Source organism: Pseudomonas sp. A34-9 (assembly GCF_029543085.1).
In the GTDB taxonomy this organism is placed as follows: Bacteria; Pseudomonadota; Gammaproteobacteria; order Pseudomonadales; family Pseudomonadaceae; genus Aquipseudomonas.
The window spans coordinates 4568921-4594267 of the sequence record NZ_CP119967.1 but is presented as its reverse complement, the minus strand read 5'-3'; the positions used below and the strand labels follow the sequence as shown (position 1 = coordinate 4594267).

Annotated in this window: 30 protein-coding genes; 17 read left to right on the top strand and 13 right to left on the bottom strand. The window is 59.5% G+C overall.

Annotated features, from left to right (window positions below; translation table 11 throughout):
* Positions 1–156 precede the first annotated feature (156 nt).
* From P3G59_RS20430 to P3G59_RS20420, 3 genes are all read left to right on the top strand, one after another.
* Positions 157–1578 (top strand): transglycosylase SLT domain-containing protein, encoded by a 1422-nt coding sequence (locus tag P3G59_RS20430; protein WP_277758726.1) that lies wholly within the window; start codon positions 157–159, stop codon positions 1576–1578.
* Positions 1579–1690: 112 nt separating this feature from the next.
* The gene (locus P3G59_RS20425) at positions 1691–2125 is read left to right on the top strand and encodes a DoxX family protein (protein WP_277758725.1); all 435 of its coding nucleotides are present in this window, start codon (positions 1691–1693) and stop codon (positions 2123–2125) included.
* Positions 2126–2375: 250 nt separating this feature from the next.
* Positions 2376–2684, top strand: coding sequence for a hypothetical protein (locus tag P3G59_RS20420; protein WP_103304724.1), 309 nt, complete (start codon positions 2376–2378; stop codon positions 2682–2684).
* Positions 2685–2690: 6 nt separating this feature from the next.
* Here the strand turns inward: P3G59_RS20420 and greB are convergent, their stop codons facing one another.
* From greB to P3G59_RS20405, 3 genes are read right to left on the bottom strand one after another with little or no spacing between them, the layout of a single operon-like run.
* Positions 2691–3188: a transcription elongation factor GreB gene (greB, locus tag P3G59_RS20415; protein WP_008079921.1), complete on the bottom strand. Its 498-nt coding sequence runs from the start codon at positions 3186–3188 to the stop codon at positions 2691–2693.
* 34 nt (positions 3189–3222) lie between these two features.
* Positions 3223–5727, bottom strand: a complete 2505-nt coding sequence (locus P3G59_RS20410; RefSeq protein ID WP_277758724.1) for an ABC transporter permease — start codon at positions 5725–5727, stop codon at positions 3223–3225.
* Complete coding sequence (locus P3G59_RS20405) at positions 5727–6410, bottom strand: ABC transporter ATP-binding protein (RefSeq protein WP_007908572.1); 684 nt, start codon at positions 6408–6410, stop codon at positions 5727–5729. The genes P3G59_RS20410 and P3G59_RS20405 overlap by 1 nt, the downstream gene beginning before the upstream one ends.
* A gap of 10 nt (positions 6411–6420) precedes the next feature.
* Between P3G59_RS20405 and P3G59_RS20400 the strand changes: the two genes are divergently transcribed.
* From P3G59_RS20400 to P3G59_RS20390, 3 genes are all read left to right on the top strand, one after another.
* Entirely contained in the window at positions 6421–7026 is a 606-nt protein-coding gene (locus tag P3G59_RS20400; protein WP_016985507.1) for an arylesterase, read from the top strand.
* 57 nt (positions 7027–7083) lie between these two features.
* Positions 7084–7377, top strand: coding sequence for a hypothetical protein (locus P3G59_RS20395; RefSeq protein WP_007908575.1), 294 nt, complete (start codon positions 7084–7086; stop codon positions 7375–7377).
* Between the two features lie 136 nt (positions 7378–7513).
* Positions 7514–8485, top strand: a complete 972-nt coding sequence (locus P3G59_RS20390) for a L,D-transpeptidase family protein (protein WP_277758723.1) — start codon at positions 7514–7516, stop codon at positions 8483–8485.
* 125 nt (positions 8486–8610) lie between these two features.
* On the opposite strand, the gene oprI is transcribed toward P3G59_RS20390, so the two are convergent.
* Positions 8611–8862 carry an outer membrane lipoprotei OprI gene (gene oprI / locus P3G59_RS20385; RefSeq protein WP_003199355.1) on the bottom strand — a complete coding sequence of 84 codons (252 nt, stop codon included), beginning with the start codon at positions 8860–8862 and terminating at the stop codon, positions 8611–8613.
* Positions 8863–9501: 639 nt separating this feature from the next.
* Between oprI and P3G59_RS20380 the strand changes: the two genes are divergently transcribed.
* The gene (locus tag P3G59_RS20380; protein WP_003226804.1) at positions 9502–9783 is read left to right on the top strand and encodes a GNAT family N-acetyltransferase; all 282 of its coding nucleotides are present in this window, start codon (positions 9502–9504) and stop codon (positions 9781–9783) included.
* A 60-nt stretch (positions 9784–9843) separates the two neighbouring features.
* On the opposite strand, the gene P3G59_RS20375 is transcribed toward P3G59_RS20380, so the two are convergent.
* Complete coding sequence (locus P3G59_RS20375) at positions 9844–10920, bottom strand: 3-deoxy-7-phosphoheptulonate synthase (protein ID WP_277758722.1); 1077 nt, start codon at positions 10918–10920, stop codon at positions 9844–9846.
* A gap of 143 nt (positions 10921–11063) precedes the next feature.
* On the bottom strand, positions 11064–11507 hold the full coding sequence (locus tag P3G59_RS20370; protein WP_277758721.1) for a PilZ domain-containing protein: 444 nt from the start codon (positions 11505–11507) through the stop codon (positions 11064–11066).
* Here P3G59_RS20370 and P3G59_RS20365 point away from each other — a divergent pair.
* The 5 genes from P3G59_RS20365 (at position 11506) to cysB (ending at position 15472) form a co-directional block, all read left to right on the top strand.
* Positions 11506–11892: a thioredoxin family protein gene (locus P3G59_RS20365; protein WP_277758720.1), complete on the top strand. Its 387-nt coding sequence runs from the start codon at positions 11506–11508 to the stop codon at positions 11890–11892. The genes P3G59_RS20370 and P3G59_RS20365 overlap by 2 nt on opposite strands.
* Positions 11893–12846, top strand: coding sequence for a putative 2-dehydropantoate 2-reductase (locus tag P3G59_RS20360; protein ID WP_277758719.1), 954 nt, complete (start codon positions 11893–11895; stop codon positions 12844–12846).
* Positions 12847–12876: 30 nt separating this feature from the next.
* Positions 12877–13782 (top strand): 5'-nucleotidase, encoded by a 906-nt coding sequence (locus P3G59_RS20355; RefSeq protein WP_201237345.1) that lies wholly within the window; start codon positions 12877–12879, stop codon positions 13780–13782.
* Positions 13783–13880: 98 nt separating this feature from the next.
* Positions 13881–14384 carry a universal stress protein gene (locus P3G59_RS20350; protein ID WP_103304737.1) on the top strand — a complete coding sequence of 168 codons (504 nt, stop codon included), beginning with the start codon at positions 13881–13883 and terminating at the stop codon, positions 14382–14384.
* Between the two features lie 113 nt (positions 14385–14497).
* The gene (gene cysB / locus P3G59_RS20345; RefSeq protein WP_007908591.1) at positions 14498–15472 is read left to right on the top strand and encodes an HTH-type transcriptional regulator CysB; all 975 of its coding nucleotides are present in this window, start codon (positions 14498–14500) and stop codon (positions 15470–15472) included.
* Between the two features lie 9 nt (positions 15473–15481).
* On the opposite strand, the gene P3G59_RS20340 is transcribed toward cysB, so the two are convergent.
* On the bottom strand, positions 15482–15964 hold the full coding sequence (locus tag P3G59_RS20340) for a transcription elongation factor GreAB (protein ID WP_277758718.1): 483 nt from the start codon (positions 15962–15964) through the stop codon (positions 15482–15484).
* A gap of 2 nt (positions 15965–15966) precedes the next feature.
* Positions 15967–16374 (bottom strand): hypothetical protein, encoded by a 408-nt coding sequence (locus tag P3G59_RS20335; RefSeq protein ID WP_277758717.1) that lies wholly within the window; start codon positions 16372–16374, stop codon positions 15967–15969.
* Between the two features lie 124 nt (positions 16375–16498).
* On the opposite strand from P3G59_RS20335, the gene earP reads away from it, so the two are divergent.
* Both earP and P3G59_RS20325 read left to right on the top strand, forming a co-directional pair.
* Positions 16499–17641, top strand: coding sequence for an elongation factor P maturation arginine rhamnosyltransferase EarP (earP, locus tag P3G59_RS20330; protein ID WP_277758716.1), 1143 nt, complete (start codon positions 16499–16501; stop codon positions 17639–17641).
* 48 nt (positions 17642–17689) lie between these two features.
* On the top strand, positions 17690–18259 hold the full coding sequence (locus P3G59_RS20325; RefSeq protein ID WP_007908599.1) for an elongation factor P: 570 nt from the start codon (positions 17690–17692) through the stop codon (positions 18257–18259).
* Positions 18260–18401: 142 nt separating this feature from the next.
* Here P3G59_RS20325 and P3G59_RS20320 read toward each other — a convergent pair whose 3' ends face one another.
* The 3 genes from P3G59_RS20320 to P3G59_RS20310 form a co-directional block, all read right to left on the bottom strand.
* Positions 18402–18821 carry an organic hydroperoxide resistance protein gene (locus P3G59_RS20320; RefSeq protein WP_034155242.1) on the bottom strand — a complete coding sequence of 140 codons (420 nt, stop codon included), beginning with the start codon at positions 18819–18821 and terminating at the stop codon, positions 18402–18404.
* Positions 18822–19085: 264 nt separating this feature from the next.
* Entirely contained in the window at positions 19086–19541 is a 456-nt protein-coding gene (locus tag P3G59_RS20315; protein ID WP_277758715.1) for a MarR family transcriptional regulator, read from the bottom strand.
* A gap of 72 nt (positions 19542–19613) precedes the next feature.
* Complete coding sequence (locus tag P3G59_RS20310) at positions 19614–20570, bottom strand: LysR family transcriptional regulator (RefSeq protein ID WP_277758714.1); 957 nt, start codon at positions 20568–20570, stop codon at positions 19614–19616.
* 111 nt (positions 20571–20681) lie between these two features.
* Between P3G59_RS20310 and P3G59_RS20305 the strand changes: the two genes are divergently transcribed.
* Positions 20682–21431: a sulfite exporter TauE/SafE family protein gene (locus P3G59_RS20305; protein ID WP_277758713.1), complete on the top strand. Its 750-nt coding sequence runs from the start codon at positions 20682–20684 to the stop codon at positions 21429–21431.
* Here the strand turns inward: P3G59_RS20305 and P3G59_RS20300 are convergent.
* Positions 21421–22275, bottom strand: coding sequence for a LysR substrate-binding domain-containing protein (locus P3G59_RS20300; RefSeq protein WP_277762183.1), 855 nt, complete (start codon positions 22273–22275; stop codon positions 21421–21423). The genes P3G59_RS20305 and P3G59_RS20300 overlap by 11 nt on opposite strands.
* 96 nt (positions 22276–22371) lie before the next feature.
* Here P3G59_RS20300 and P3G59_RS20295 point away from each other — a divergent pair, with 96 nt between their 5' ends.
* Positions 22372–22593, top strand: a complete 222-nt coding sequence (locus P3G59_RS20295) for a DUF1127 domain-containing protein (protein WP_095048457.1) — start codon at positions 22372–22374, stop codon at positions 22591–22593.
* A gap of 64 nt (positions 22594–22657) precedes the next feature.
* The gene (locus tag P3G59_RS20290; protein ID WP_277758712.1) at positions 22658–23878 is read left to right on the top strand and encodes a winged helix-turn-helix domain-containing protein; all 1221 of its coding nucleotides are present in this window, start codon (positions 22658–22660) and stop codon (positions 23876–23878) included.
* 105 nt (positions 23879–23983) lie between these two features.
* On the opposite strand, the gene P3G59_RS20285 is transcribed toward P3G59_RS20290, so the two are convergent.
* The gene (locus P3G59_RS20285; RefSeq protein WP_277758711.1) at positions 23984–25330 is read right to left on the bottom strand and encodes a 3-deoxy-7-phosphoheptulonate synthase class II; all 1347 of its coding nucleotides are present in this window, start codon (positions 25328–25330) and stop codon (positions 23984–23986) included.
* Between the last annotated feature and the right edge of the window lie 17 nt (positions 25331–25347).

Here is a 25347-nt window from a genome sequence, read left to right as displayed (position 1 = left end):
TAGCTGTCTGTTGATGCCGCGACGCAGACCGGTTTGGTAGAAGTGCCATTACTGTGCCAGTCTCTCGCACGTTGCCAGCGCTCATGGCGCTCTGTTTTCGTCGGTGATTTCGACCTTTTAAAGATGAAATCGCCCCGTATTCTTTCCGGAGAGTGGATGGTTCGTCCCTCGGTTTTGCTCCTGTTGTGTGGATCGCTGCTGCTGCCGATGACGGCGGTCGCGCGCCTGCCCGGGCCGCTGCAAGCCGTGCCAGCGGCCAAGGTGCGTGACCTGTCCGAGATTCGCAGCAGCCGCGTGTTGCGTGTGCTGGTCAATCAGAGCCGCAACAGCTCCGGCGAAGTCCAGGGTCAGGCCATCGGCGTCGAATACCATCGTCTGCGCGCCTTCGAGCAATACCTCAACGGCCATGCCCGCGATGGTCAGGAGATCACTCTCAAAATCATTCCCAAAGCCAAGGATCAACTGCTCGGCGCCTTGCAGCGGGGCGAGGGCGATCTGGTCGCGCCGGGTGAATTGCTTGAACTGCAACCGGGCTTTGCTGTTGCCAGCAGCGAACCGATCGCCAGCAACGTGCCGCTGGTGTTGGTCGGGATCAAGGGCGAGCGACGCTACACCAAGGTCGAACAGCTCTCCGGCAAAACCCTGGCTTTGCCAACGGGGAGTGCGGCGGGGGAGGCGGTCAGTCAGCTCAACCAGAAACTGGCGTTGCACAAACTGGCGCCGATCAAGATCGAATGGGTCGATCCGACCCTGGCGGTTGAAGATGTGTTGGAGATGGTTCAGGGCGGGATTTTCCACCTGACCATCGTCGAGCAACCTATTGCCGAGCGTTGGGGCAAGATCCTGCCGAAGCTGCGTTTTGACCGGCAACTGATGATCAGCGAGCCGGGCGAGGAATACTGGTTCGTGCGCCGCGATGCTTCGATGCTGCGCGCGAGCATCGATCGCTTTCTCGGCGGTTACAAAAAGCCCTCCAATGAAGATGCCGCGTTTCTGCGCATTTATCGCCGGCTCTATCAAGTCCACTATCCATTGGCCAAGGCCGACCGCCAGCGTCTGGAAAAACTGCGCCCGACCCTGCAAAAGCATGCTGACGCGCAGAACATGGATTGGTTGAATCTGGCCGCGCTGGCGTTCAAGGAATCGGCGCTGCAACCCAATGCCCGCAGCGGCAGCGGCCCGACCGGGCTGATGCAGATCACCCCGTCCGCCGCGCAACGGGTCGGCGTGAATAACATTCAGAATCTCGATGCGAATGTGCAGGCCGGTGCCAAGTACCTGGCGATGATCCGCCGCAAGTTCTTCAACAGTCCCAAGCTCAATGAGCGCGAGCGCATGGCCTTCACGCTGGCGGCCTACAACATCGGCCCCGAGCGCGTGCAGGGCATGCGCGCTGAGGCCCGGCGGCGCGGGTTGAACCCTAATCAGTGGTTCTTTCAGGTCGAGCGCATCGCCATGGAGCAGGTAGGAATGGGGCCGGTCAGCTATGTTAATAGCGTGAACAAGTATTACTTGGCGTTCGACCGGGAGCGGGAGTCGTTGGAGCCCGGGGCGCAAAAAGTCGTCTCACGGAAATGATCTAATAAACTGATTGTTATGGCGGAATATTTGCGCTTTTAACATGAAATTTACTGATTAATATAGCGGCCAACCAACACACATAACTTCTCGCAAAAACAAGGAATGCCCCATGAACTCTCTGATCAACAAAGTACTGTTCACCCGCGCCGGCTACGGTCTGACCATTCTGCGCATTGCTGTCGGCGTGATCTTCGCCGCTCACGGCTCGCAAAAACTCTTCGGCCTGTTCGGTGGGTATGGTCTGGCGGGCACCGCGCAGTACATGGACAGCCTCGGTCTGCACCCGGGCTACGTGATGGCGACGCTGGCGGGCGGTACTGAGTTCTTCGCGGGCCTGGCCTTGATCATCGGTCTGCTGGTACGTCCGGCAGCATTGGGTCTGACCTTCCTGTCGCTGGTGGCGATCTTCACCGTACACATCAGCAACGGTCTGTTTATGGCCAACAACGGTTACGAGTTCGCCCTGGCCCTGCTCGGTGGCAGCCTCGCCGTCCTGATCGAAGGCGCCGGCAAGCTCTCGGTGGACCGCGCCATCGCCGGTTAAACGCTCTGGCTCAAGGAAAAGGCCCGCATTGTGCGGGCCTTTTTTTGTTGCGGCTGATTCTTGACACTGATCGGTGACGTTCTCTAGGATGTTGCCCATGCGCCGATTTAAACAGCTACTTGCGGGGCGCCAGGTGACCTTCAACAGTTGCCGTCAGAAGCCGGAACAAGGCTTCGAAATACCGCTAAAGCGCTGGTTCGGTGTTGCCTCTCACCTGCCATGCAGACTTTTGAGGCAGAGACACGACACGATGAATGCACTACGCCCTCCAGCACGTCCCGCGCCGATCACGGCTCATATCACGCAGCGCAACCCGAAAATTCTCCTTGGCGGCAAACATCAGCCGACGCTGTTGCGTTATCTCGATGGCTGGCCACGTCGCAGCGGCGGTCCTGCCGCGTTCCTGATCCAGTTCGTTGAAGACGGCGAGTCGCTGGCGCGGTTTGCCAGTGACAGTTTTGATCTGGCGGTGATTCAGGCACCGTGTGCGCAAGATGCGCCGGAGATGATCAAGCAACTGACCCGCGTTGCACGACAGGGCCTGATCACTCGCCGCTGATACGCCTTAAAGGTATTCGATCGCCACGATATAGACGAATTGCTCGCCGGTTGGCGTCTGCACTCGCACTTCGGCATCCAGCGCCTTGCCGATCAAGGCGCGGGCCAATGGCGAGTCGATGCTGATCAGGCCCAGTTTCAGGTCAAGTTCATCCGGGCCGACGATGCGGTAGCGCGATTGCTTGCCGTCTTCGTCTTCGATGGTCACCCAGGCGCCGAAGTAGACCTTGTTCGGATCACTGGGCTTTTCACTGACGACTTTCAACGCTTCCAGACGTTTGGTGAGAAAGCGCACGCGACTGTCGATCTCGCGCAGCATCTTCTTGCCGTAGGTGTACTCGGCGTTTTCCGAGCGATCGCCCTGCGCCGCCGCCTCGCTGACCGATTGCGTCACCTGCGGGCGGCGCACATGCCACAACTCATGGAATTCAGCACGCATCCGCGCTTCACCTTCAGGGGTGATCAGCGCGGTGCCGGCGGTGCGGGGAGGGCGATAACGGCTCATGGCAACTTCTTGTGGTTAAGACCGCCTGAGTCTATCAACCCTCACGCAACACTGTCAGTGGACTTGCGTTGAGCGCCCGACGCGTACCGAACACGCCGGCCCCCCCAATCAGCGCCGCGCCAATCAATGGCAGTAGCAACAGCCACGGATGCGGGTGCCACGGCAGATCGAACGCGTAGCGATACAACACCAGGCTCACCACTTCCGAACCGATGGCTGCGAGCAAACCGCTGACCGCACCTAGCAGGCCGAACTCGATGCGTCGTGCCTTGACCAGCAACTTGCGCTCGGCCCCCAAGGCACGCAGCAGCGCACCCTGGCGAATGCGCTCATCCAGCGTTGCCTGCAATCCGGAAAACAGCACGGCCATTCCCGCCGCCAAAACAAACAACAACACATACTCTACGGCCAAAGTGACTTGGGCGAGGATGCTGCGCAGTTGTTCCAGCAGCGCTTCGACCTGAAGAATGGTCACCGCCGGGAAGGTCCGTGACAGTTCGACGATCTGCTGATCATGACCCGGGGCCAGATAGAAACTGGTCAAGTAGGTCGCGGGGAGATCCTTCAATGTGCCGGGCTGGAAGATCATGAAGAAGTTCGGCTGGAAGTTGTCCCAGTTGATCTCGCGCAGGCTGGTGACTTTCGCTTCGCGGTTGACGCCGCCGACGCTGAACACCATGTGATCGCCGAGTTTGAGCTTGAGGCTTTCGGCGACTTTGCCTTCCACCGAGACCCCGGGAACATCGTCGGTCGGCTGATCTTTCCACCATTCGCCGGCAGTGAGCTTGTTGCCCGCAGGCAAATCCGCCGCCCAGGTCAGGCTCAAGTCACGCTGCACAGCGCGGTCACCGGCCGAATCTTTGCTGACGATCTGCTGCACGGCTTCGTCGTTGATGCTGATCAGGCGCCCCGGCACTACCGGATACAGTGGCGCGGCTTGCGCAGACACTTTGATCAGGTGATCGGTGAACGCTTGTTTATCTGCCGGAAGAATGTTCAGGGCGAAGTAGTTCGGCGCGTTTTTCGGTAGCTGGTTTTGCCAGGTATCGAGCAGTTCGCCACGCAGCAGGGCGATCAAGGCCATCGACAACAGAATCAAGCCGAACGCCAGCGATTGACCAGCCGCTGCCAACGGATGGCGCAGCAACTGACCCAAGCCCAATCGCCATGGCAGCGAAGCACGGGCGAGCATCCGCCGCAGGCTTTGCAGGAGCAACAGCAGCAAGCCGCCCAATAGCAACGCGGCGACCACGCCACCGCCGAGCAGGGCGAAGGTCAGCAGCAGATCCAGACTCAGGCGCCACATGATCAGGCCGAGCGCACCCAAGGCTGCGCCGTAAATCATCCACGTACTCGACGGAATCGGCAGCATATCGCGGCGCAGCACGCGCAGTGGCGGCACGCGACCTAGCGCAGCGAGTGGCGGCAAGGCGAAACCGGCCAACGCCACCAGCCCGGTGCCGATCCCGGCGATCGCTGGAAACAGCCCGCCCGGTGGCACGTCGCTTGGCAACAAATCATGCAGCAGCGCAAACAGGCCCAGTTGCGCCAACCAGCCGAGCAGGGCACCGCTAAGAGCAGCAAGCAAACCAAGCACGGTCAACTGCAAGCTGAACAGCACCATGGTTTCCCGGCGCGACAATCCAAGGCAGCGCAGCAAGGCACTGGCATCAAAACGGCGACTGGCAAAACGGTTAGCCGACAACGCCACCGCCACCCCGGCCAGCAGCACGGCGACCAGACTGGCCATGTTCAGATAACGCTCGGCCTTGCCCAGCGCCCCGCCAATCTGCCGGTTGCCATCGCGGGCATCCTGAATCCGCTGGTTCGCCGCGAGTCCGGGTTTGATCAATTGCCGATAGGTTTCCAGCGCCTGCGGTTCACCGCGCCACAGTTCGCGGTAGCTCACGCGGCTGCCGGGTTGCACGACACCGGTGGCGGCGAGGTCATCGAGGTTGATCATCACCCGTGGCGTGAGGCTGTAGAAGTTGCCGGCGCGATCCGGTTCGTAGGTCAGCACGCGGGTCAGTTTCAGTGTCTTCATGCCGACATCGATGCTGTCGCCGATCTTCAGATCCAGTGCGGTGAGCAGGCGTGCTTCGACCCAGGCTTCGCCGGGTTGCGGTTCGCCGCCGGATTCTTCGGCAGCGAATGGGGCGGGCGCACTCTTCAGTTCACCGCGCAACGGATAGGCGCGGTCGACGGCTTTGATACTCGACAACTGAATGCCGTTGTCCGTGGCGATGACGCTGGAGAACTCCACCACTTGCGCATGATTCAGGCGCAGCTCGGTGCCGCTTCGGATCTGCTCCTCGCGAGCCGGCGAACTGCCCTCCAGCACCAGATCGGCACCGAGAAATTCGGTGGCGCGCAGCATCATCGCGCCGTTGAGGCGGGCGCCAAAATAGCCGATGGCGGTGCTCGCCGCCACCGCCACGACCAATGCGAAGAACAACACCCGCAATTCCCCGGCGCGGGCGTCGCGCAGCAGTTGGCGAATGGCGAGGCTGAACAGACGCAACAGCGGCAAACGTGCCATCAAGGCTCCAGAGGGGCGACCAACAGCCCGGCTTCAAGTCGGATCAGGCGCCGGCAGCGATGGGCCAGGCGTTCGTCGTGGGTCACCAGCACCAGGGTGGTGCCGCGTTCCTTGTTCAATTCGAAGAGCAAGTCGCTGATGCGCTCACCGGTGTGGCTGTCGAGGTTGCCGGTGGGTTCGTCGGCGAACAGCACGTCCGGCTCGGCAGCGAAGGCGCGGGCAATGGCCACACGTTGTTGCTCACCACCGGAGAGTTGGCGCGGCGAGTGCGTCAGGCGCTGGCCAAGACCGACACGCTGGAGCAGTTCGGTCGCCCGCTCGCGGGCGTCTTTGCGGCCATCAAGTTCCAGCGGCAGCATGACGTTTTCCAGCGCATTGAGGCTGTCTAACAGTTGAAACGATTGAAAGACGAAACCGACATGCTCGGCACGAATGCGTGCACGCTGGTCTTCATCAAGATTGCTCAAGCCTTGCCCGGCGAGGATGACTTCGCCACTGCTCGGCAGGTCGAGGCCGGCGAGCAGGCCGAGGAGGGTGGATTTGCCCGAACCGGATGCGCCGACGATGGCCAGGCTGTCGCCCTTGTTCAGTTCCAGGCTGAGTTCGTGCAGGATAGTCAGTTCACCTTCCGCGCTGGGAACCACTTTGCTGAGGTTCTTCGCGGTGAGAATGCTTGCGCCCATGGAGAATCCGATGCGTGTGTGGTTTTTGAGTGCTGGCCTGGCCTTGATGTGCATGGCCCAGAACGCAGCGGCGGGTACTGTCCTGATCGTTGGCGATAGTATCAGCGCCGGTTTCGGACTGGATACCCGCTTGGGGTGGGTGTCGTTGCTCGAGCAACGGCTCAAACAGGAGGGTTTCGACGACAAAGTGGTCAATGCCTCGATCAGCGGCGACACCAGTGCCGGAGGCCAGGCGCGGCTGCCGGCGCTGCTTGCAGAGCATAAGCCGGAGCTGGTGATCCTCGAGCTGGGCGGCAACGATGGCTTGCGCGGAATGCCGCCAACTCAATTGCAACAAAATCTTGCCTCGATGATCGACAGCTCCCGCCAGAGCGGAGCCAAGGTGCTGCTGCTCGGCATGCAACTGCCGCCCAACTACGGCAAGCGTTACACCGATGCCTTCGCCGAGGTCTACGGCAAACTCGCCGACGATAAAAAGATCCCGCTGGTGCCGTTTTTCCTCGACGGCGTGGGCGGTCATCCGGACTTGATGCAGGCCGATGGTCTGCACCCGGCGGCCGGGGCTCAGGGCAAGTTGCTGGAAAATGTCTGGCCGACGCTAAAACCGCTGTTATGAGGCTTTTCTACGGGCAGGCTTTCGGCTAATGTGGCGCCCCCTTATTTGGAGCCCCCGATGTCGCGTTCTGCCTGGTCCCTGTTTGCCTACCAACTGATCGAGCCTGACGAGCAGCTGGATCTGTTCGCCTGCCAGGAAGTGCGGGTGCATCTGGTGACCCGTCAACTCGAACTCGGTGGTTCGGCCGATCGCACCCTCTGCGGCAGTCTGCTGCCGGCGCAACCGCGCTGGTCGAGCGTGGATCGCCGGGTGTTTCAGGATCAGCGCCTGTGCTCGCTGTGCCGGGCGATTCTGGAGTCGCAGAAGCGCGGCACCTCGCCGATCTGGCCGGAATTGCGGTTCGAGCTCTGAAGTCAAAAGATCGCAGCCTGCGGCAGCTCCAACATGAAGAGTTCTGTCTGCCTATCGGGCTGTCTCCCCGAACGCCCGGGGTGCGGTGTACAATCACGCTCTTATACCCTTGATGATCATGCGAAGGATTTTCCGGATGTTGCCGCGCTTTCCTGCCGTCACCCGCTGCCTGTCACTTGCCGCCCTGTGTGTGGCCGGTCCCGTTGCTGCATTGGAGTTTCCCCTGCCACCACCCGGTGAAGACATCATCGGTCAGGTGCAGGTGATCAAAGCCAAGTACGAAGACACCTTCGCCGATCTGGGCACGAAGTACGATCTGGGTTACTCGGAAATGGTTGCGGCCAACCCGGGCGTCGATGCCTGGTTGCCGGGCGCCGGCACCGAAATCGTCTTGCCGACCCGTTTCATTCTGCCGCCGGGCCCGCGTGAAGGCATCGTCATCAACCTTGCCGAATACCGCCTCTACTATTTCCCGAAAGGCCGCAACGTGGTGTACACGTTCCCGCTGGGTATCGGTCGTGAGGGCTGGGGTTCGCCGATTGCGCATACCTCGATCACCGCCAAGACGCCAAACCCGACCTGGACACCTCCGGCGTCGATCAAGGCTGAGCACGCTGCTGATGGCGACCCGCTGCCAAACGTCGTGCCGGCAGGCCCGGACAATCCGCTGGGTCCGTTCAAGTTCACCCTCGGCACGCCGGGTTACTTGATCCACGGTTCGAACAAGAAATTCGGTATCGGCATGCGCACCAGCCACGGCTGCTTCCGTATGTTCAACAACAACGTGCTGGAAATGGCCAGCATGGTCCCGGTAGGCACGTCGGTGCGCATCCTCAACGATGCCTACAAGTTCGGCAGCAGTGGCGGCAAGGTCTATCTGGAAGCGCACACGCCGATCGACGACAAGGGCAACCCGTCGGTGGTCGACAAGCACACGGCCGTGATCAATGCGATGCTCAAGCGTGAAGACGTCACCAGCAACCTGCGCGTGAACTGGGATGTGGTGCGTGATGTGGTCGCAGCTGAAGATGGTCTGCCAACTGAAATCGGCACGCCGAATACCTCGGCGCCGATGGTCTCGAACACACCGATCGACTTGCAGCAGTAAGTCGAGGTTAAACACCCGCCGATGCCTGTAGCGTCGGCGGGTTTTTTATTGCCCGGGAAAAGCACCGGGCACAAAAAAGCCGACCCGAAAAATCGGGTCGGCTTGATAACAATCCCGAGGGATTATTACTTGCGGCTAGCTTTGTCCAGCATGCGCAGAGCACGCTCGTTAGCTTCGTCAGCAGTCTGTTGTGCTTTTTGAGCAGCAGCCAGAGCTTCATCAGCTTTACGGTAAGCTTCGTCTGCACGAGCCTGGGAGCGAGCAGCTGCGTCTTCAGTAGCGGTCAGACGTGCTTCGGTTTCTTTCGATGCGCTGCTGCAACCGGTAGCCAGAACTGCGGCCAGAGCCAGAGCAGAGAATTTCAGAACGTTGTTCATCGTGTTCCCCTTCAAGGACTTTCAAATTAAGTGGCTGTCTCCTCACGATTGAGGAAATAGCCGGCGTACATACTACCCATTACTTGTAGTAAGTAAACTGACGTAAGGCAAGAAGCAAAAAAAATTGTAGGCGTTGATTCTTTTTCGAGCAACTTTTAACTGCGCTGTTTAAAAAATACCCAGCTGCAAGCCCCGAGCTGAGCGAGTTAATGAGAAAAAGTTCCCGTTGCCACGTGCTGTTTTTGCAGTCTTGGCTAAAGTCTGTCTAGATGAATTCGTCGACACTTTTGTTCCGATTTTGCGCGCTGCTTCGCTTATCTTTGTCCATGTTGAGGTGACTTTAAAAAAGGCTGCACGTCTTAAGTCTCAACATCCGGCAATGTTCAGGTGAGTGGCCCGGGAAGATCTTCTCCCCATTCACCTCTGCGTCCTTTGGAGCAACCCCCGTCAACCCGCTTGATGACGAGCGCACCTTGAGCATTTTTGCCAATGGTGCCTACTATTTATCAAGTGCCAGGTTGCGCGAGATCGGTGTGGCTCTTCTCGGTGTCCATCAGGCACGGGGTGGCGTAGATGTTCCTTCGCCGGAAAAACATCGGTAAGGTAGGGGTCAGAATTCAAGACCCGCGAGGAGTAGTGATGAGCGAGGCGTTGTCCATCCACCATGACCAGGCTGGTCATCAGTTCGAGACCAATGTGGACGGTCATCGTGCCTACCTGACCTATATGGATCTGGGGAAACAGACCCTGGATATCTATCGCACATTCGTGCCCAATGCCTTGCGCGGCCGGGGCATAGCGGCAGCGCTGACAGAAAGCGCTTTGCAGTACGCCGAAGAAATGGGCTACACGGTGATCCCGTCATGCTCCTACGTCGAGCGCTACATGGAACGTCATCAGCGCCGCGCCGCGAAAATCTGAATCCCACACACAAAAACGCCGGGCACTGCCCGGCGTTTTTTTATGCCTGCAAAACGCCGGTCAGGCGCGCTGGCGTTTCGGCAACACGTCCTTGAGCTTGGCGTGCATGCTGCGCAGGGTGTTCTCGGTGGCAGACCAGTCGATGCATGCATCGGTGATCGACACGCCGTATTGCAGGTCGGCGAGGTCTTTCGGAATGGCCTGGCAACCCCAGTTCAGGTGACTCTCGACCATCAGGCCGATGATCGACTGGTTGCCTTCGAGGATCTGGTTGGCGACGTTCTCCATCACCAGTGGTTGCAGGGCCGGGTCCTTGTTGGAGTTGGCGTGGCTGCAATCGACCATGATGTTCGGCTTGATCTTCGCCTTGTCCAGCGCCTGTTCGCACAGGGCCACGCTGACCGAATCGTAGTTCGGCTTGCCGTTACCGCCGCGCAGCACTACGTGACCGTAGGCGTTGCCTTTGGTGGTGACGATCGACACGCCACCTTCCTGGTTGATACCGAGGAAACGGTGCGGGCTGGACACCGACTGCAAGGCGTTGATCGCCACGGTCAGGCCACCGTCGGTGCCGTTCTTGAAGCCGACGGCCGAGGACAGGCCGGAAGCCATTTCCCGGTGAGTCTGCGATTCGGTGGTGCGCGCGCCGATGGCCGACCAGCTGATCAGGTCCTGCAGATACTGCGGGGAGATCGGGTCGAGGGCTTCGGTCGCGGTCGGCAGGCCTTTTTCGGCCAGATCCAGCAGCAACTGACGACCGATGTGCAGACCGTCCTGAATCTTGAACGAGTCGTCCAGGTACGGATCGTTGATCAGGCCTTTCCAGCCGACGGTGGTGCGTGGCTTCTCGAAATACACGCGCATGACCAGATACAGGGTGTCGGAGACTTCCTCCGCCAGCACCTTCAGGCGATCGGCGTATTCGTGGGCAGCCTTGATGTCGTGGATCGAGCACGGGCCGATCACTACGAACAGACGGTGGTCGGTGCCATCAAGAATGTTGCGAATGACTTCGCGGCCCTTGGTGACGGTGCGCAGGGCAGCGTCGCTCAGAGGGATATCACGCTTGAGCTGATCGGGAGTGATCAGGGTCTCGTTAGAGGCGACGTTTAGGTCGTTGATCGGTAAATCAGCCATCGTTTACTCGTCAGGTCACGGGTGCCGGCCGCCAGCGATCCCCGCGCGGCGGAGCACAGCAGATTTAAGCGCGTCGGGGAGCGGAACCTTAGCGCGTAAAGCGCCTGCTCGACAATGGGCATGTAACGGTTTGGAGAAGACGGTCAGTCCAGCACTGGCTGGGCGAAAGCCTTGCGCACGCTGTCATGAGAGAACTCGTCGGCGTGTTGCTCGACCCATTGCAGGGCCAGCGCCTGAATGTCCTGGAGGTCATCGTGGCTTTCGTTCATGCGGCAAAAGCGTTCGATCTGACACACCTGCTCACCCATTCGCGCGCTGAACAGCGTCTGCTCATCGGTAAACGCGATGCCCACCAGATAGCCTTTTTTGCGCCGCAGGCACCACGCCACATAGCCCGGGTAGCAGATGTCGGCATTGAGCGTCGGCATGCGTACCTGCAGAGCCGTGCCATGACGCCAGGCACGGTGGTAATTGCAAGCGATGCCGCCGAGGCTGATAGTGTGCAGCTGTTGCCTGGAAATACACTCAGGCTTGAGCAAGGTTAATTCAACCGGCACCTCGTCCGGATGAGGAATGAAACGTCCCATGAGCACAGACTCCCTGTGTCGGCCATTTGACATTGTTTCCCCCAGTATAGTGGTCGAATCCGAACTGACCGATTTCGACGCCGACCAACGGCTATTGGCGATGAGCGGCGTTTCGCTGGTGATTTTCACCAGCGTCGGCTGCGCCAGTTGCCGTTATGCCCGCGAAGTGTTGCCGGATCTGGCGCTGGGGATTGATCGCCTGTGCTGGATCGATGCCGGCGACAACGGCGGGCTGGTGGAGCGCTATCAGGTCTTTCATTTGCCGGCGCTGTTTGTGGTGCGCGACGGCGAGTTCTTTGGGGCATTGCACACGCGCCTGACGGTCGAAGCGTTGAACGCGGCGCTGGTGCAGGCACTGGGTCGAATTGCAGAGGAGTTGCCATAAATGGGGACAATCAACAAACCGGTCGTGGGGATTATCGGCACCGGTGCCATCGGCGGGTTTTACGGTCTGATGCTGGCGCGCGCCGGCTTCGATGTGTACTTTCTGTTGCGCAGCGAGTTTTCCGCGGTGGCCGAGCGCGGCTTGCAGGTGGACAGCGCGGTGCATGGCCTGCTGACGCTCAACCCGGTGCAGGCCTACTCTTCGGCTGAAGACATGCCCAAGTGCGACTGGCTGCTGGTGGGCGCCAAGACCACCAGCAATGCCAGCCTGGCTCCGTCGATCATTCAAGCGGCAAAACCCGATGCAAAAGTGCTGGTGCTGCAAAACGGCCTCGACGTCGAGGACAGCCTGCGTGAACGGCTGCCTGACTCGTTGCATCTGCTCGGCGGTCTGTGCCTGATCTGCGTGCATCGCGACGGCCCCGGGCAGGTGACCCATCAAGCACTTGGCGCGGTGAACGTCGGCTACCACAGCGGCCCGGCGGCCGATGACATTGCGCGTATGGCGCTTGTCGAGGAAGGTTCGGGACTGTTCCGCGCCGCCGGCATCGATTCCCAGGCGATGCCCAATCTGCATCAGGCACGCTGGCAGAAACTGATCTGGAACATTCCTTATAACGGTCTCTCGGTGCTGCTCGGTGCCAGTACCACGCCGCTGATGGCCGATGCCGACAGCCGCGCGTTGATTCAGGCGTTGATGGCCGAAGTGGTGCAGGGCGCCAAAGCGTGTGGTCTGGAAGTGCCATCCGGTTATGCCGATTTCCTGTTCACGATGACCGAGAAAATGGCCGACTACTGGCCGAGCATGTATCACGACTTTTTGCACAAGCGACCGCTGGAGCTGGAGGCGATCTACGCCCGACCACTGGCGGCAGCCAAGGCGGCGGGGTGTGAACTGCCGCGAATCGAGGCGCTGTATCGAACATTGAGCTTTATTGATCGACGCAACACTTGAGTTGTTTTTTTGCGGGTGCTGGGGGCAAACATGGCGAAGAACATTGATGACAAACTGGTGCTGGCGATCTCGTCGCGTGCCTTGTTCGACCTGAGCGAAAGCCACAAGGTTTACCTGTCGAGCGGCGTTGAAGCCTATCGGCAATACCAGATCGAGCACGAAGACGAGATCCTCGCGCCCGGCGATGCCTTCCCGCTGGTGGAAAAACTCCTGAGCCTGAACAGTCGCCTCGGCCGTGCACGGGTCGAGGTGATTCTGGTCTCGCGCAACAGCGCCGACACCGGGCTGCGCGTGTTCAACTCGATTCACCATTACGGTCTGGCGATTTCCCGCGCAGCATTTGTGGGCGGGCGCAGTCCTTATCCGTATCTCAAAGCCTTTGGTTGCGATCTGTTTCTCTCGACCCATGCCGAGGATGTGCGTGCGGCACTGGACGCCGGTTTCGCCGCCGCGACCATTCTGTCCGGAGGCGCCAGCCGCGCCGCCAGCGATGAATTACGCATCGCCTTCGACGGTGACGCAGTGATTTTTTCCGATGAGTCTGAGCGTATTTATCAGTCCGGCGGGCTGGAAGCGTTTCAGGCCAAGGAGCGCGAGGCGGCGCGCGAACCATTGCGCGGCGGGCCGTTCAAAGGCTTTCTGGCGGCGCTCAATCTGTTGCAGCGCGAGTTTCCTGATGATGACTGCCCGATCCGCACAGCGCTGGTGACTGCGCGTTCGGCGCCCGCGCATGAGCGGGTGATCCGCACCTTGCGCGAGTGGGACATTCGTCTCGACGAGTCACTGTTTCTCGGTGGCCTGACCAAGTCGGCGTTTCTCGAGGCGTTTGCCGCCGACGTGTTTTTCGACGATCAGGCCGGCCACTGCGAACTCGCCCGCGAAGTGGTCGCCACCGGCCACGTCCCCCACGGGATCAGCAACGAGCCGTCGATCTAAAGCCCCTGTGCTTCAAGACGTTGCGTCGCACGTCGTACTCGCCAAGGCACTGCTAAGCTGAATCAAATCTCCGCCATGTTGGCACGCGAGGAGGTCATATGATTCGTTCGATGCTGTATGCCACTGACCTCGGTCTGTACGCACCGTTAGTGATGCAGCATGCCCTGGCGTTGGCGCGAACGTTCAATGCCGATTTGTACGTGGTGCACGCGGTGGAGCCGATGGGGCTGTTTGCCGAATCGGTGTTGCAGAGCTATCTCGACGAGCAGGCATTGAACGAATTTCACAGCCAGGGTCTGAAAACAGTCATCGCCAATATCGAGCAGCGGGTGCTGGAAAGTTTTCGCGAAGAACTGGGGGATGAAGGCGAGCAGGACCTGCAACGCATTCGCGCGGTGCGCGTGGTGCAGGGCGATCCGTCGCAAGTGATTCTCGACCAGGTGCAGAAACTCTCTGTCGATCTGCTGATCGTCGGCAGTCACAGCCATGGGGTAGGCGCGGAAACGCCGTTGGGACGCACGGCAGCGCGGGTCCTGCAACTGGCCAAAGTGCCGGTTTATCTGGTGCCGTTGGTGGAGCGTCGGCGGCGGGAGGATCGCTAAGGCAGGAATAATGGCGCTTTGATAAAAAAGTTCTAGATTTATTATTCAAACCATTAATATAGTTATATACCGTCGCTGATGCCCGTGGCGTCTACCTGCTTTGAGGGATTCATATGAAGCTTCAACAATTGCGCTACATCTGGGAAGTGGCGCACCACGACCTCAACGTTTCCGCTACAGCCCAAAGCCTTTACACCTCGCAACCGGGCATCAGTAAACAAATCCGCCTGCTGGAAGACGAACTTGGCGTCGAAGTGTTTGCCCGCAGCGGCAAGCACCTGACCCGCGTGACCCCGGCCGGCGAGCGCATCATCACCACCGCTGGTGAGATTCTGCGCAAGGTCGAAAGCATCAAACAGATCGCTCAGGAATTTTCCAACGAGAAAAAAGGCACCCTGTCGATCGCCACCACGCACACCCAGGCCCGTTATGCGCTGCCACCGGTGATCAGCAATTTCATCAAGCAATACCCGGACGTGGCGCTGCACATGCACCAGGGCTCGCCGATGCAGATCGCCGAGATGGCCGCTGACGGTACCGTCGATTTCGCCATTGCCACCGAGGCTCTGGAGCTGTTCGGCGACCTGGTGATGATGCCGTGCTACCGCTGGAACCGTTGCGTGGTGGTGCCGCAGGGTCACCCGCTGACCAAGCTGCCGAAGTTGACTCTCGAAGCCTTGGCCGAATACCCGATCGTGACTTACGTGTTCGGTTTCACCGGTCGTTCGAAACTCGACGAAGCGTTCAGCCATCGCGGCCTGACGCCGAAAGTGGTGTTCACCGCTGCCGACGCCGACGTGATCAAAACTTACGTGCGCCTGGGCCTGGGTGTGGGCATCGTCGCCAAAATGGCCGTCGATACTAAACTCGACAACGATCTGGTGGTGCTGGATGCCAGCGAACTGTTCGAATCGAGCATCACCAAGATCGGTTTCCGTCGCGGCACCTTCCTGCGTGGTTTCATGTGCGACTTCATCGAGAAGTTTGCCCCGCACCTGACCCGCGAAGTGATGGCCAAAGCCATTCAGTGCCACAACAAGCAGGAACTGGAAGAGCTGTTCGACGGCGTCGAACTGCCGGTTCACTGATCCGTTGAATCAGAGCACCTCGGTGACGGCAAACTGTTGCCGGGTGCCCGCCACCAGTATCTCCACCTCATCGCCTTCGCATTTGCCCAGCAGACCTTTGCCCAGCGGCGAGCGCGGGGTGATGACGGTAATCGGCTGACCGACTACGTCGACTTTCAGGCCTGCCGCATCCGGTGCCAGAAACAGCCATTGCTCGCGACCCTTTTCGTCTTCCAGACCGAGCAGGGCGCCGACTTCGATTCCACGATTTTCATCGTAGGCACGCAGGCTCAGGTTCTGACACAGCGCCAGTGACTGACGAATTTCCTCGACACGTTTCGCCTGTCCGGCCGCCAGATACGACGCCTCAAGACCCAGCGTGTCGTACTTGTTTTCGGCGATGTTTTCTTCGTGGGTCGCGGTTTCGTAAGCGGTTTGTGCGGCGCGTTCGGCGGTGTCGAGGTCGATGCGCAGTTTGTCGAGAATCAGTTGGTGGACGATATGTTTGTTCATGATCAGTCGCAGAATTGCAAAACGTTGGCGCGGCTCTTTTCGCTCGGAGCCGTCTGATCCTGTTGCAGCCAGAACTGGCATTTCGGGTTCGACTGATTCCGCGAGCTGCTGCGCACTTGATCGAGTCGAGCCTGCTGTTCGTTCTTGCGCAGGTTTTCTTCGTACTGGTCGAACAGCGGGCTTTGCGGCGGAATATCCGGCTGCACCTGCACGGTGGGCGGATTAGCCAGTTGCTGCACCGCTTGAGCCACCGGTACCAGTTGTTCTTTGAACACAAAATGCGACAGCAGCCAGCAGGTCAGCGCAATGGCGAGAAAGCCCAGCCACATGCCCAGGGCAATGCTGCCGGCCAAATGCAGCGCACTTAGCTGAACAGGCAGAGGGCGACGCGGATTGGAGCGATAGGGCATGGCAGCCTCCTGGCGGATGATGACGGGCAAGTGGCGATTGTCGCACGAAGATTAATCGCCGTCGGCTCTTCTGCGTGAGGTCATTTATGCGGACAATCGCTGTTTTTGCCAACGGGAGCCTTGAATGCCGGAATTGAAACCCCGCTGGGATATTTTCTGCACCGTCGTCGACAACTTTGGCGACATCGGCGTGACCTGGCGTTTGGCCCGGCAATTGGTGGCCGAGCACAGTTTGCCGGTGCGTTTGTGGGTCGATGATTTGCGTGCGTTTGAACGTATCCGCCCCGAGATCGATATCCACCAGGCACAGCAATGGCAGCATGGCGTCGAAGTGCGACACTGGCCGGCCGAGTGGTCGCACACTGACGCCGCCGATGTCGTGATCGCCGCATTTGCCTGCCAGTTGCCCACTGACTACATGGACGCGATGGCTGCGCGCGAGCAGCCGCCACTGTGGATGAACCTCGACTATCTCAGCGCCGAAGACTGGGTGATCGGTTGCCATGGATTGCCGTCGGTCAAATACAAAACGGTGCAGAAATTCTTCTTCTTTCCGGGATTCCAGGCCGGAACGGGCGGTTTGTTGCGTGAAGGTGGTTTGCTGGAGCGGCGTAGGCAGTTTCAGCAAGACGCTCAAGCGCAGCGAACATTCCTGCAAGGTCTGGGGGTTAATCGCGCAGAGGGTGCGCAACTGATCTCGCTGTTTGCTTACGAAAACGCGGGGCTCGCCAGTTGGCTCGATGTGTTGTCGACTGACAGTCAGCCAACTCATCTGCTGGTGCCGGAAGGGCGCGTGCTAGGGGATGTCGCCCAGTGGCTGGCCGTCGAAACCCTGAGCGTCGGTGCGATTCACAGGCGTGAGGCGTTGACCGTACAGGTGCTGCCGTTCGTCCGACAGGATCAATATGATCACTTGCTCTGGTGCTGCGATTTCAACGCGGTGCGTGGCGAGGATTCGTTCGTGCGGGCGCAGTGGGCGGGGCGGCCGATGCTCTGGCACATCTATCAGCAGGACGAAGACATCCATCTGGACAAGCTCGATGCCTTCCTCGCGCTCTACGCAAAAGGCTTGTCGCCGGCCGCCGCTGAGGCGATGAACGGTCTGTGGCGGGCGTGGAGTGCCAGTCAACCGATCGGTGAACATTGGCTGGCAAGCCGCAAACACTGGCCGGAACTGCAGGAAAATGCTGAAAAATGGTGTCTGGAACAAGGCTTGCAGGCCGATCTTGCCGCAGCGCTGGTACAGTTTTACCTAAATTGGATATGATACGCGGCCTAGATTTTTGTAAATCCCATCCAAATTCGGATATTCGCAATGAAAACTGGTAAAGAACTGAAACCCGGTACCGTGATCCGTCTCGAGAACGATCCTTGGCTGGTTCAGAAAGCTGAATTCACCAAATCGGGCCGTAACAGCGCGATCATGAAGACCAAGCTGAAAAACCTGCTGACCGGTTACAAGACCGAGATCGTTTACAGCGCTGACGACAAACTGGACGACGTAATCCTCGACCGCAAAGAAGCGACGCTGTCCTTCATCAGCGGCGACACCTACACGTTCATGGACACCACTGACTACACCATGTACGAGCTGAACGCTGAAGACATCGAAGCCGTTCTGCCTTTCGTTGAAGAAGGCATGACCGATGTTTGCGAAGCGATCTTCTTCGAAGAGCGTCTGGTTTCCGTAGAGCTGCCGACCACTATCGTGCGCGTAGTTGACTACACCGAAGGTTCGGCTCGTGGCGACACTTCCGGCAAAGTCATGAAGCCAGCCAAGCTGGCCAACGGTACTGAGCTGCAAGTTGCTGACTTCATCGAAATCGGTGACAAGATCGAGATCGACACCCGCGAAGGCGGTTCCTACAAAGGCCGTGCCAAATAAGCACTGCTTTTTGCGGAAAGAAAAAGCCCGACCATTGAGTCGGGCTTTTTTGTGCCTGAAGGCAAGATCAAAAGATCGCAGCCTGCGGCAGCTCCTACATGATCGGTGCAGGAGCTGCCGCAGGCTGCGATCTTTTGCTTTGTTAGACGGTGACGTGCAGGCGTACATCAACATTGCCACGGGTGGCGTTCGAGTACGGGCAGACCTGGTGAGCGGCATCAACCAGTGACTGTGCGTCGGCTTGTTCCAGACCTGGCAGGCTGATGTGCAGGTCGATGTCCAGACCGAAGCCGCCAGGGATCTGGCCAATACCGACATGGGCGGTGATCGAGGCGTCGTCAGGGATTTTGCGTTTGGTCTGGCTGGCAACGAATTTCAGCGCACCGATAAAGCAGGCCGAATAGCCGGCAGCGAACAGTTGCTCAGGGTTGGTCGCTGCGCCACCGGCACCGCCGAGTTCTTTCGGGGTGGCGAGTTTGACGTCGAGAATGTTGTCGCTGGAGATCGCACGACCATCACGGCCGCCAGTGGAGGTTGCGATTGCGGTGTAGAGAGTTTGCATGGTGTGAGCCTCATTGAATGTGTCTGTCTGCGCTAATTGTTTGCGCGCTAAGTAAGTGCGAGGTGAATGTATCGCGCTAATGTTTAGCGCGCAAGATAAAATTTTGAAAAAAGATTCGTGTTGGTTCGTGATGAGTGCAGGAAGCGCCATAGAGAGTGGCTAAAACACTTGTAGGAGCTGCGGCACGCTGCGATCTTTTGATCTTGAAGAGCCAAGGTCAAAAGATCGCGGCGTGCCGCAGCTCCTACAGGGGGGAGGGTGGACTCAGGAGAGGCTGTCTTGCAGATGGCTACGCAGCGCTTGCAGTTCAGATTGCAGCTTCTGCAGGCGCTCCAGAGAAAAGCCGCTGGCGCCGAGGATGCAGGGCGGGACCGTCCGGGCTTTTTCTTTCAGCGCTCGGCCTTGCTCGGTCAGTTCAACAATCACCACCCGCTCATCTTCCCGACTGCGTGTGCGGCTGAGCAAACCTTCGCCTTCCAGGCGCTTGAGCAGTGGTGTCAGCGAACCCGGATCGGTCAGCAGCCGAGTGCTGATTTCTCCGACGGTCAAACCGTCCTTCTCCCACAACACCATCATCGCCAGGTACTGCGGATAGGTGAGGCCAAGCGCTTGTAGCAGCGGCTTGTAGACCTTGGTCATCATCAACGAAGTGGAATGCAGGGCGAAGCAGGCCTGGTTATCCAGTAGCAGGTCGTCACAGGTGTCGCGTTCGGAAGTCATGTCAAAGCCTTGATCGGTGATGGACATGAATCTAGCGCTCGAATCTTTAATGCGCCAGATAATTCTCCAAGGCTAATGCCTGCCCAGATCCCGCTGTAGGGCCAGATCCCACGGAGGCACCGGACTGAAACGGGTCTTGAGATATTCGAGGAGTAGACGGCTGCGCGAATGGGTTTGCTGTTCCATGCGCAAGGCGTAGATACCGGTGGATTCCGGTTTCGGCAGACCGTTGTCGCAGAACAGCGGGACCAGTTCCCCGCGTAGCAGATATTCGCTTGCCAGCCAGGTCGGCAAATGCGCAACACCTAACCCCGCCAAGGCACCACACACCAGTGCCTCAGCGTTATTGGCGCTCATGCGAATCCGCGCCGGACGGTGCAATTGCATCTGACCGTCCTGCTCGAACCGCCAGGCGAAGGGCGGGGCTAAGCCTTCCCAATCCAGACCGTCATGCTCGCTCAGTTGCGCCGGACTGCCGGGAATACCCCGGCGTTTGAGGTAGTCAGGACTGGCGCAGGCGATACGCACCATGCTCGCCAGTGGCGTGGCCACCAGGCGCGTATCGGCCATTTGCCCGGCGCGCAGCACCAGATCGACTTTGCCCAGGTTCGAGCCGCCCATGTCGACGAAGCTGTCGATCAGGTGCAGTTGCACATCGAGCCCCGGGTAGAGGACGAGAAAGTCAGCGATCACCGGCGCCAGATGCCGTCGCCCGAACGCGGCCGGGGCGTCGATGCGAATCAAACCTTCCGGCGCGCTGCTCAGGGACACGGCTTCGGCCCGCGCCAATTGCAACTCGGCGACAATGCGCCGGGCGCGTTCGGCAAACGCCAGGCCGGCGGGTGTTGCTCTTACGGCATGGGTACTACGAATAAACAACTGGCTGCCAACGGCGCTTTCCAGGCTGTCGATCCGTCGCGCGACGGCAGAAGGTGTCAGCGGGTGGCGACGTGAAGCGGCGGAAAAACTGCCGCTTTCCAGGACGTCGAGAAACAGCCCGAGTTGGTCGGTCAATTGATTGGGGTTCATGATCAGCTTAACGCCTGTGCGAAATCGGCACAGCCATTGTGCGTTGCTGTGCGTTTCCCCGCCAGCCACGACTGCGTAGGATGAGCCGCCTGACGCAAGAGGAATTCGGTTGTGATGGATGTTTTGTTGTACCTGCTGTTCGGCGCCGCCCTTGGCACGCTCGGCGGAATATTCGGTATCGGTGGCGGCTTGATTGCCATTCCGTTGCTCGGCGTGTGGTTTGGGCTGGATCAGCAGATCGCCCAAGGCACGGCGCTGGTTATGGTCGTGCCGAATGTCATGCTCGCACTGTGGCGTTATCACCAGCGCAATCGTATCGAACTGCGGCATGCGCTGCCCTTGGCGGTGATGGGCTTCTGCTTTGCCTGGCTCGGTTCGATCTGGGCGGTGGGCATCGATGCGCAAACCATGCGCATCGGCTTTGTCGTGTTCCTGGTGGTGCTCTCTGCGTTCAACCTGCTGAAGATGTTCGGCAAACAACCCGCTGCGACTTCCGAAATGCGTTATTCCTGGCCATGGCTTGGCGTGCTCGGCGCGGCGTCCGGGGCCATGGGCGGTTTGTTCGGTGTTGGCGGCGCGGTGGTGGCAACGCCCGTGCTGACCAGCTTGTTCGGCACCACACAGGTTGTTGCTCAAGGCTTGTCGCTGGCGCTGGCCTTGCCCAGTACGGGCGTCACTCTGGTGACCTATGCGGTCCACCACGAAGTGGACTGGATGATCGGTTTGCCCCTGGCCATCGGCGGTCTGGCGAGCATCAGTTGGGGCGTGAAAGTCGCCCACGCCATGCCGGAAAAACTCCTGCGTGGGCTGTTCTGCGGTTTCCTGGTGCTGTGTGCGGTGATGCTCGCGTTTAAAGTTTGAAGCCTTCGACGATGTGCTCGGCCAGGCACTCGGTGATCGGCGACGGATTGTTCAGGTTGCGGATCAGCATGATGCTGGCCTCGGGCAGCAGCGGCAGATCTTCGGCGGTGCCAAGAATGCGCATGTCCGGGGTGATCAGGCTTTCCAGCTGCGCGGTGATCGCCAGACCGGCGCTGACCACGGCCATCAACGCCGACAGGCTGGTGCTGTTGTAGGCGATGCGGTATTCGCGGCCCATCGCATCCAGCGCATTACATGCCCACAAGCGGCAGAAACAATCACTGTTGAACATCGCCAAGGGCAGCGGCGTCTGTTCGTGGGCGCTGAAATTCTGCGCCTCGGCCCAGACGAAACGCTCCTTGCGCAGCAACTGGCCGATCTCGTTGCCCGGCTCGCGGGTAACGATCGACAGGTCCAGATCGGTGCGTTGCAGCAGCTGCTTGGTCGATTCGCAGTGCACTTCGATCTGGATCAACGGATAGAACTGCGCAAACCGCGAGAGGATCCCCGGCAGAAAGCGCATCACGTAATCATCCGGCGTGCCGATGCGCACCGTGCCGACCATGTGTGGCTCACGCAATGTGTTGAACACTTCACTGTGCAGCTTGAGGATGCGCCGCGCGTAACCGAGCAGCACCTGGCCTTCGGCGGTCAGTCGCACCTGGCGCCCATCGCGCTCGAACAACTGACGCTGCAACACGTCTTCTTCCAGACGCTTCATCTGCATGCTCACCGCCGACTGTGTGCGGTTGACCATTTCGCCGGCGCGGGTGAAACCGCCCTGATCAGCGATGGCGACGAAGGTGCGCAGGACATCGGTATCAATACTGGGGTAGGCCGACAATTGATGAATCTCCGTGATGCATGCCATCAGAAACATTCGTTGGATTGATCTTAGCGCTGGCGCGAGACTTGAGCCATCCACAAAGGAGGCAACACGATGAAAGGTCAAAGAGAGTATGTAGACGACGCAAAATTTTCCGGCCACGGCCATATCGTTTCCGACCTGCTGCACAAGTTTAGCCGCTGGTATGAACTGCACCGTGAACGCGAGCTGCTCGCCAGTCTGAGCGACGAAGCGTTGAAAGACATCGGCGTCAGTCGTGCCGACGTCGAACACGAGTCGGTTCGCCCATTCTGGGATGATCCGATGCATAAATGATGAGGCCATTGCTACACAAAACCTTCTGGACTGAGGTAGGTTGCGAGCAGACAAGGAGATGCTCATGCCCGCGACTCTGGCCTTTTCCCTTAAACAGGCGCGACGACTGGCGCTGGCGGCCCAAGGCTTCAACGGGCGCCAGCCGCCGGCTGTCAACGCTGCCCACGTCAACCGGCTGATCGAACGGCTGGGCCTGCTGCAAATCGACTCCGTCAATGCCGTGGTGCGCTCGCACTACCTGCCGCTATTTTCCCGTCTGGGAACCTATTCTTCCGACTTGCTCGACCAGGCTGCCTGGAGTTCGGGGCGACGTCGTACGCTCTTTGAATACTGGGGACATGAAGCGTCGTTGCTGCCGCTGTCGATGTATCCGTTGATGGCGTGGCGCATGCAGCGAGCCAGGCGCGGCGAGGATATCTATCAGCAACTGGCGAAATTCGGACGCGAGCAGCAGGACGTCGTTCGCCGGGTGTTGAGTTCGGTTGAAGAGCAGGGCGCGTTGGGTGCCGGCAGCCTGTCGACTCGCGAAGACAAGGCCGGACCGTGGTGGGACTGGAGCGCGGAAAAGCATGCGCTGGAGTGGTTGTTTGCGGCCGGTGAAGTGACGGTGGCGGGGCGTCGTGGTTTTGAGCGTTTGTATGATTTGCCGGAGCGGGTGATTCCGTCTTCAATTCTGCAACAGGCATTGCCTGATGAGGCCGAGGCGCAGCGTGGTCTGTTGTTGCACGCGACGCAGGCCTTGGGCGTCGGTACTGAAAAAGACCTGCGGGATTACTTTCGTCTGAATCCTTCGGATGCGCGTCCGCGTCTGGCGGAACTGGTCGAGGCCGGGCAACTGCAGATGTGCGAAGTCGCCGGTTGGCGGCAGATCGCCTATTGCCTGCCGGAGCCGAAAGTCCCGCGCAAGGTCGTGGCCAGTGCGCTGTTGTCGCCGTTTGATTCATTGATTTGGGAGCGTAGCCGGACCGAACGGTTATTCGACTTCAGGTATCGCCTGGAGATTTATACGCCGCAGGACAAGCGGGTTTACGGCTACTACGTGTTGCCGTTCTTGCACAACGAACGGATTGCCGCGCGGGTGGATTTACGGGCTGAGCGGGCGGCGGGGCAGTTGGCGGTGCATGCGCTGCACGAGGAAGAGCCGGGGCTGGATGAGGAAGGGATGCTGGCGCTGGCGCTGAATTTGCGGCGGATGGCGGATTGGCTGGGGCTTGCGCGAGTGCAGCTCAATTGTCAGCGCGAGAGTGCGGGGCGGTTGCGGGTGGCATTGGCACAACTGGACTGATCCCTGTAGGAGCTGCCGAAGGCTGCGATCTTTTGATCCTGTTTTTTATAAGATCAACATCAAAAGATCGCAGCCTTCGGCAGCTCCTACAGGTTTGCGACTCGTTTAGCGCCGAACCTGTTTCAGGGTTTCAGCAATCAGGAATGCCAACTCCAGCGACTGATCAGCATTCATCCGCGGGTCACAATGCGTGTGATAGCGATCCGACAAGCCATCTTCTGTAATCGGCCGCGCACCACCGATGCACTCGGTGACGTTCTGCCCGGTCATTTCAATGTGAATGCCGCCGGCATAGCTGCCTTCCGCCTCGTGCACCTGGAAGAACTGTTTGACTTCACCGAGGATCTGCGCAAAGTCGCGGGTCTTGTAGCCGCTGCTGGCCTTGATGGTATTGCCGTGCATCGGGTCGGAGCTCCACAGCACCTGCTTGCCTTCACGCTGCACTGCGCGGATCAGCGCCGGCAGGTGATCACCCACCTTGTTCGCACCCATCCGCGCGATCAGGTTCAGGCGCCCCGGATCGTTGTCCGGGTTGAGCACATCAATCAGGCGGATCAGATCATCCGGATTCATGCTCGGGCCGACCTTCACGCCGATCGGGTTGTTCACGCCACGGAGGAATTCGACATGAGCGCCGCCGAGCTGGCGGGTGCGGTCACCGATCCACAGCATGTGCGCCGAGCAATCGTAGTAATCATTGGTCAGGCTGTCGCGACGCACGAACGCTTCTTCGTAGTTCAGCAGCAGCGCTTCGTGGGCGGTGAAGAAACTGGTTTCGCGCAGTTGCGGCGAGCTGTCCATGCCACAGGCGCGCATGAACGCCAGGGTTTCATCGATGCGGTCGGCCAAGTGGCTGTACTTCTCGGCCAGCGCCGAGTTGGCGATGAAGTCGAGGTTCCACTTGTGCACCTGATGCAGGTCGGCAAAACCGCCCTGAGCGAACGCGCGCAACAGGTTCAGCGTGGCAGTGGACTGGTGATAGGACTGCAGCAGACGCTCCGGATCCGGTACTCGGCTTTTCTCGTCGAAACCGATGCCGTTGACGATGTCGCCGCGATAAGCCGGCAGGGTCACGCCGTCGATGGTCTCGTCGTTGGCCGAACGCGGTTTGGCGAACTGACCGGCCATGCGCCCAACCTTGACCACCGGGCAACCGGCGGCGAAGGTCATGACAATCGCCATTTGCAGCAACACTTTAAAGGTGTCGCGAATCTTCGCTGCGGAGAACTCGGCAAAGCTTTCCGCACAATCACCGCCCTGCAACAGGAAGGCCCGGCCTTGAGTGACTTCGGCAAACTGACGGCGCAATTCGCGCGCTTCGCCGGCAAACACCAGCGGTGGATAACTGGCCAGGGTTTGCTCGACCTGGCGCAAGTGCGCGGCGTCGGGGTATTGGGGTTGTTGCTGGATCGGCAGGGCGCGCCAGCTGTCAGGGCTCCACGGTTGGCTCATCACGGTCTCTAGGGGTC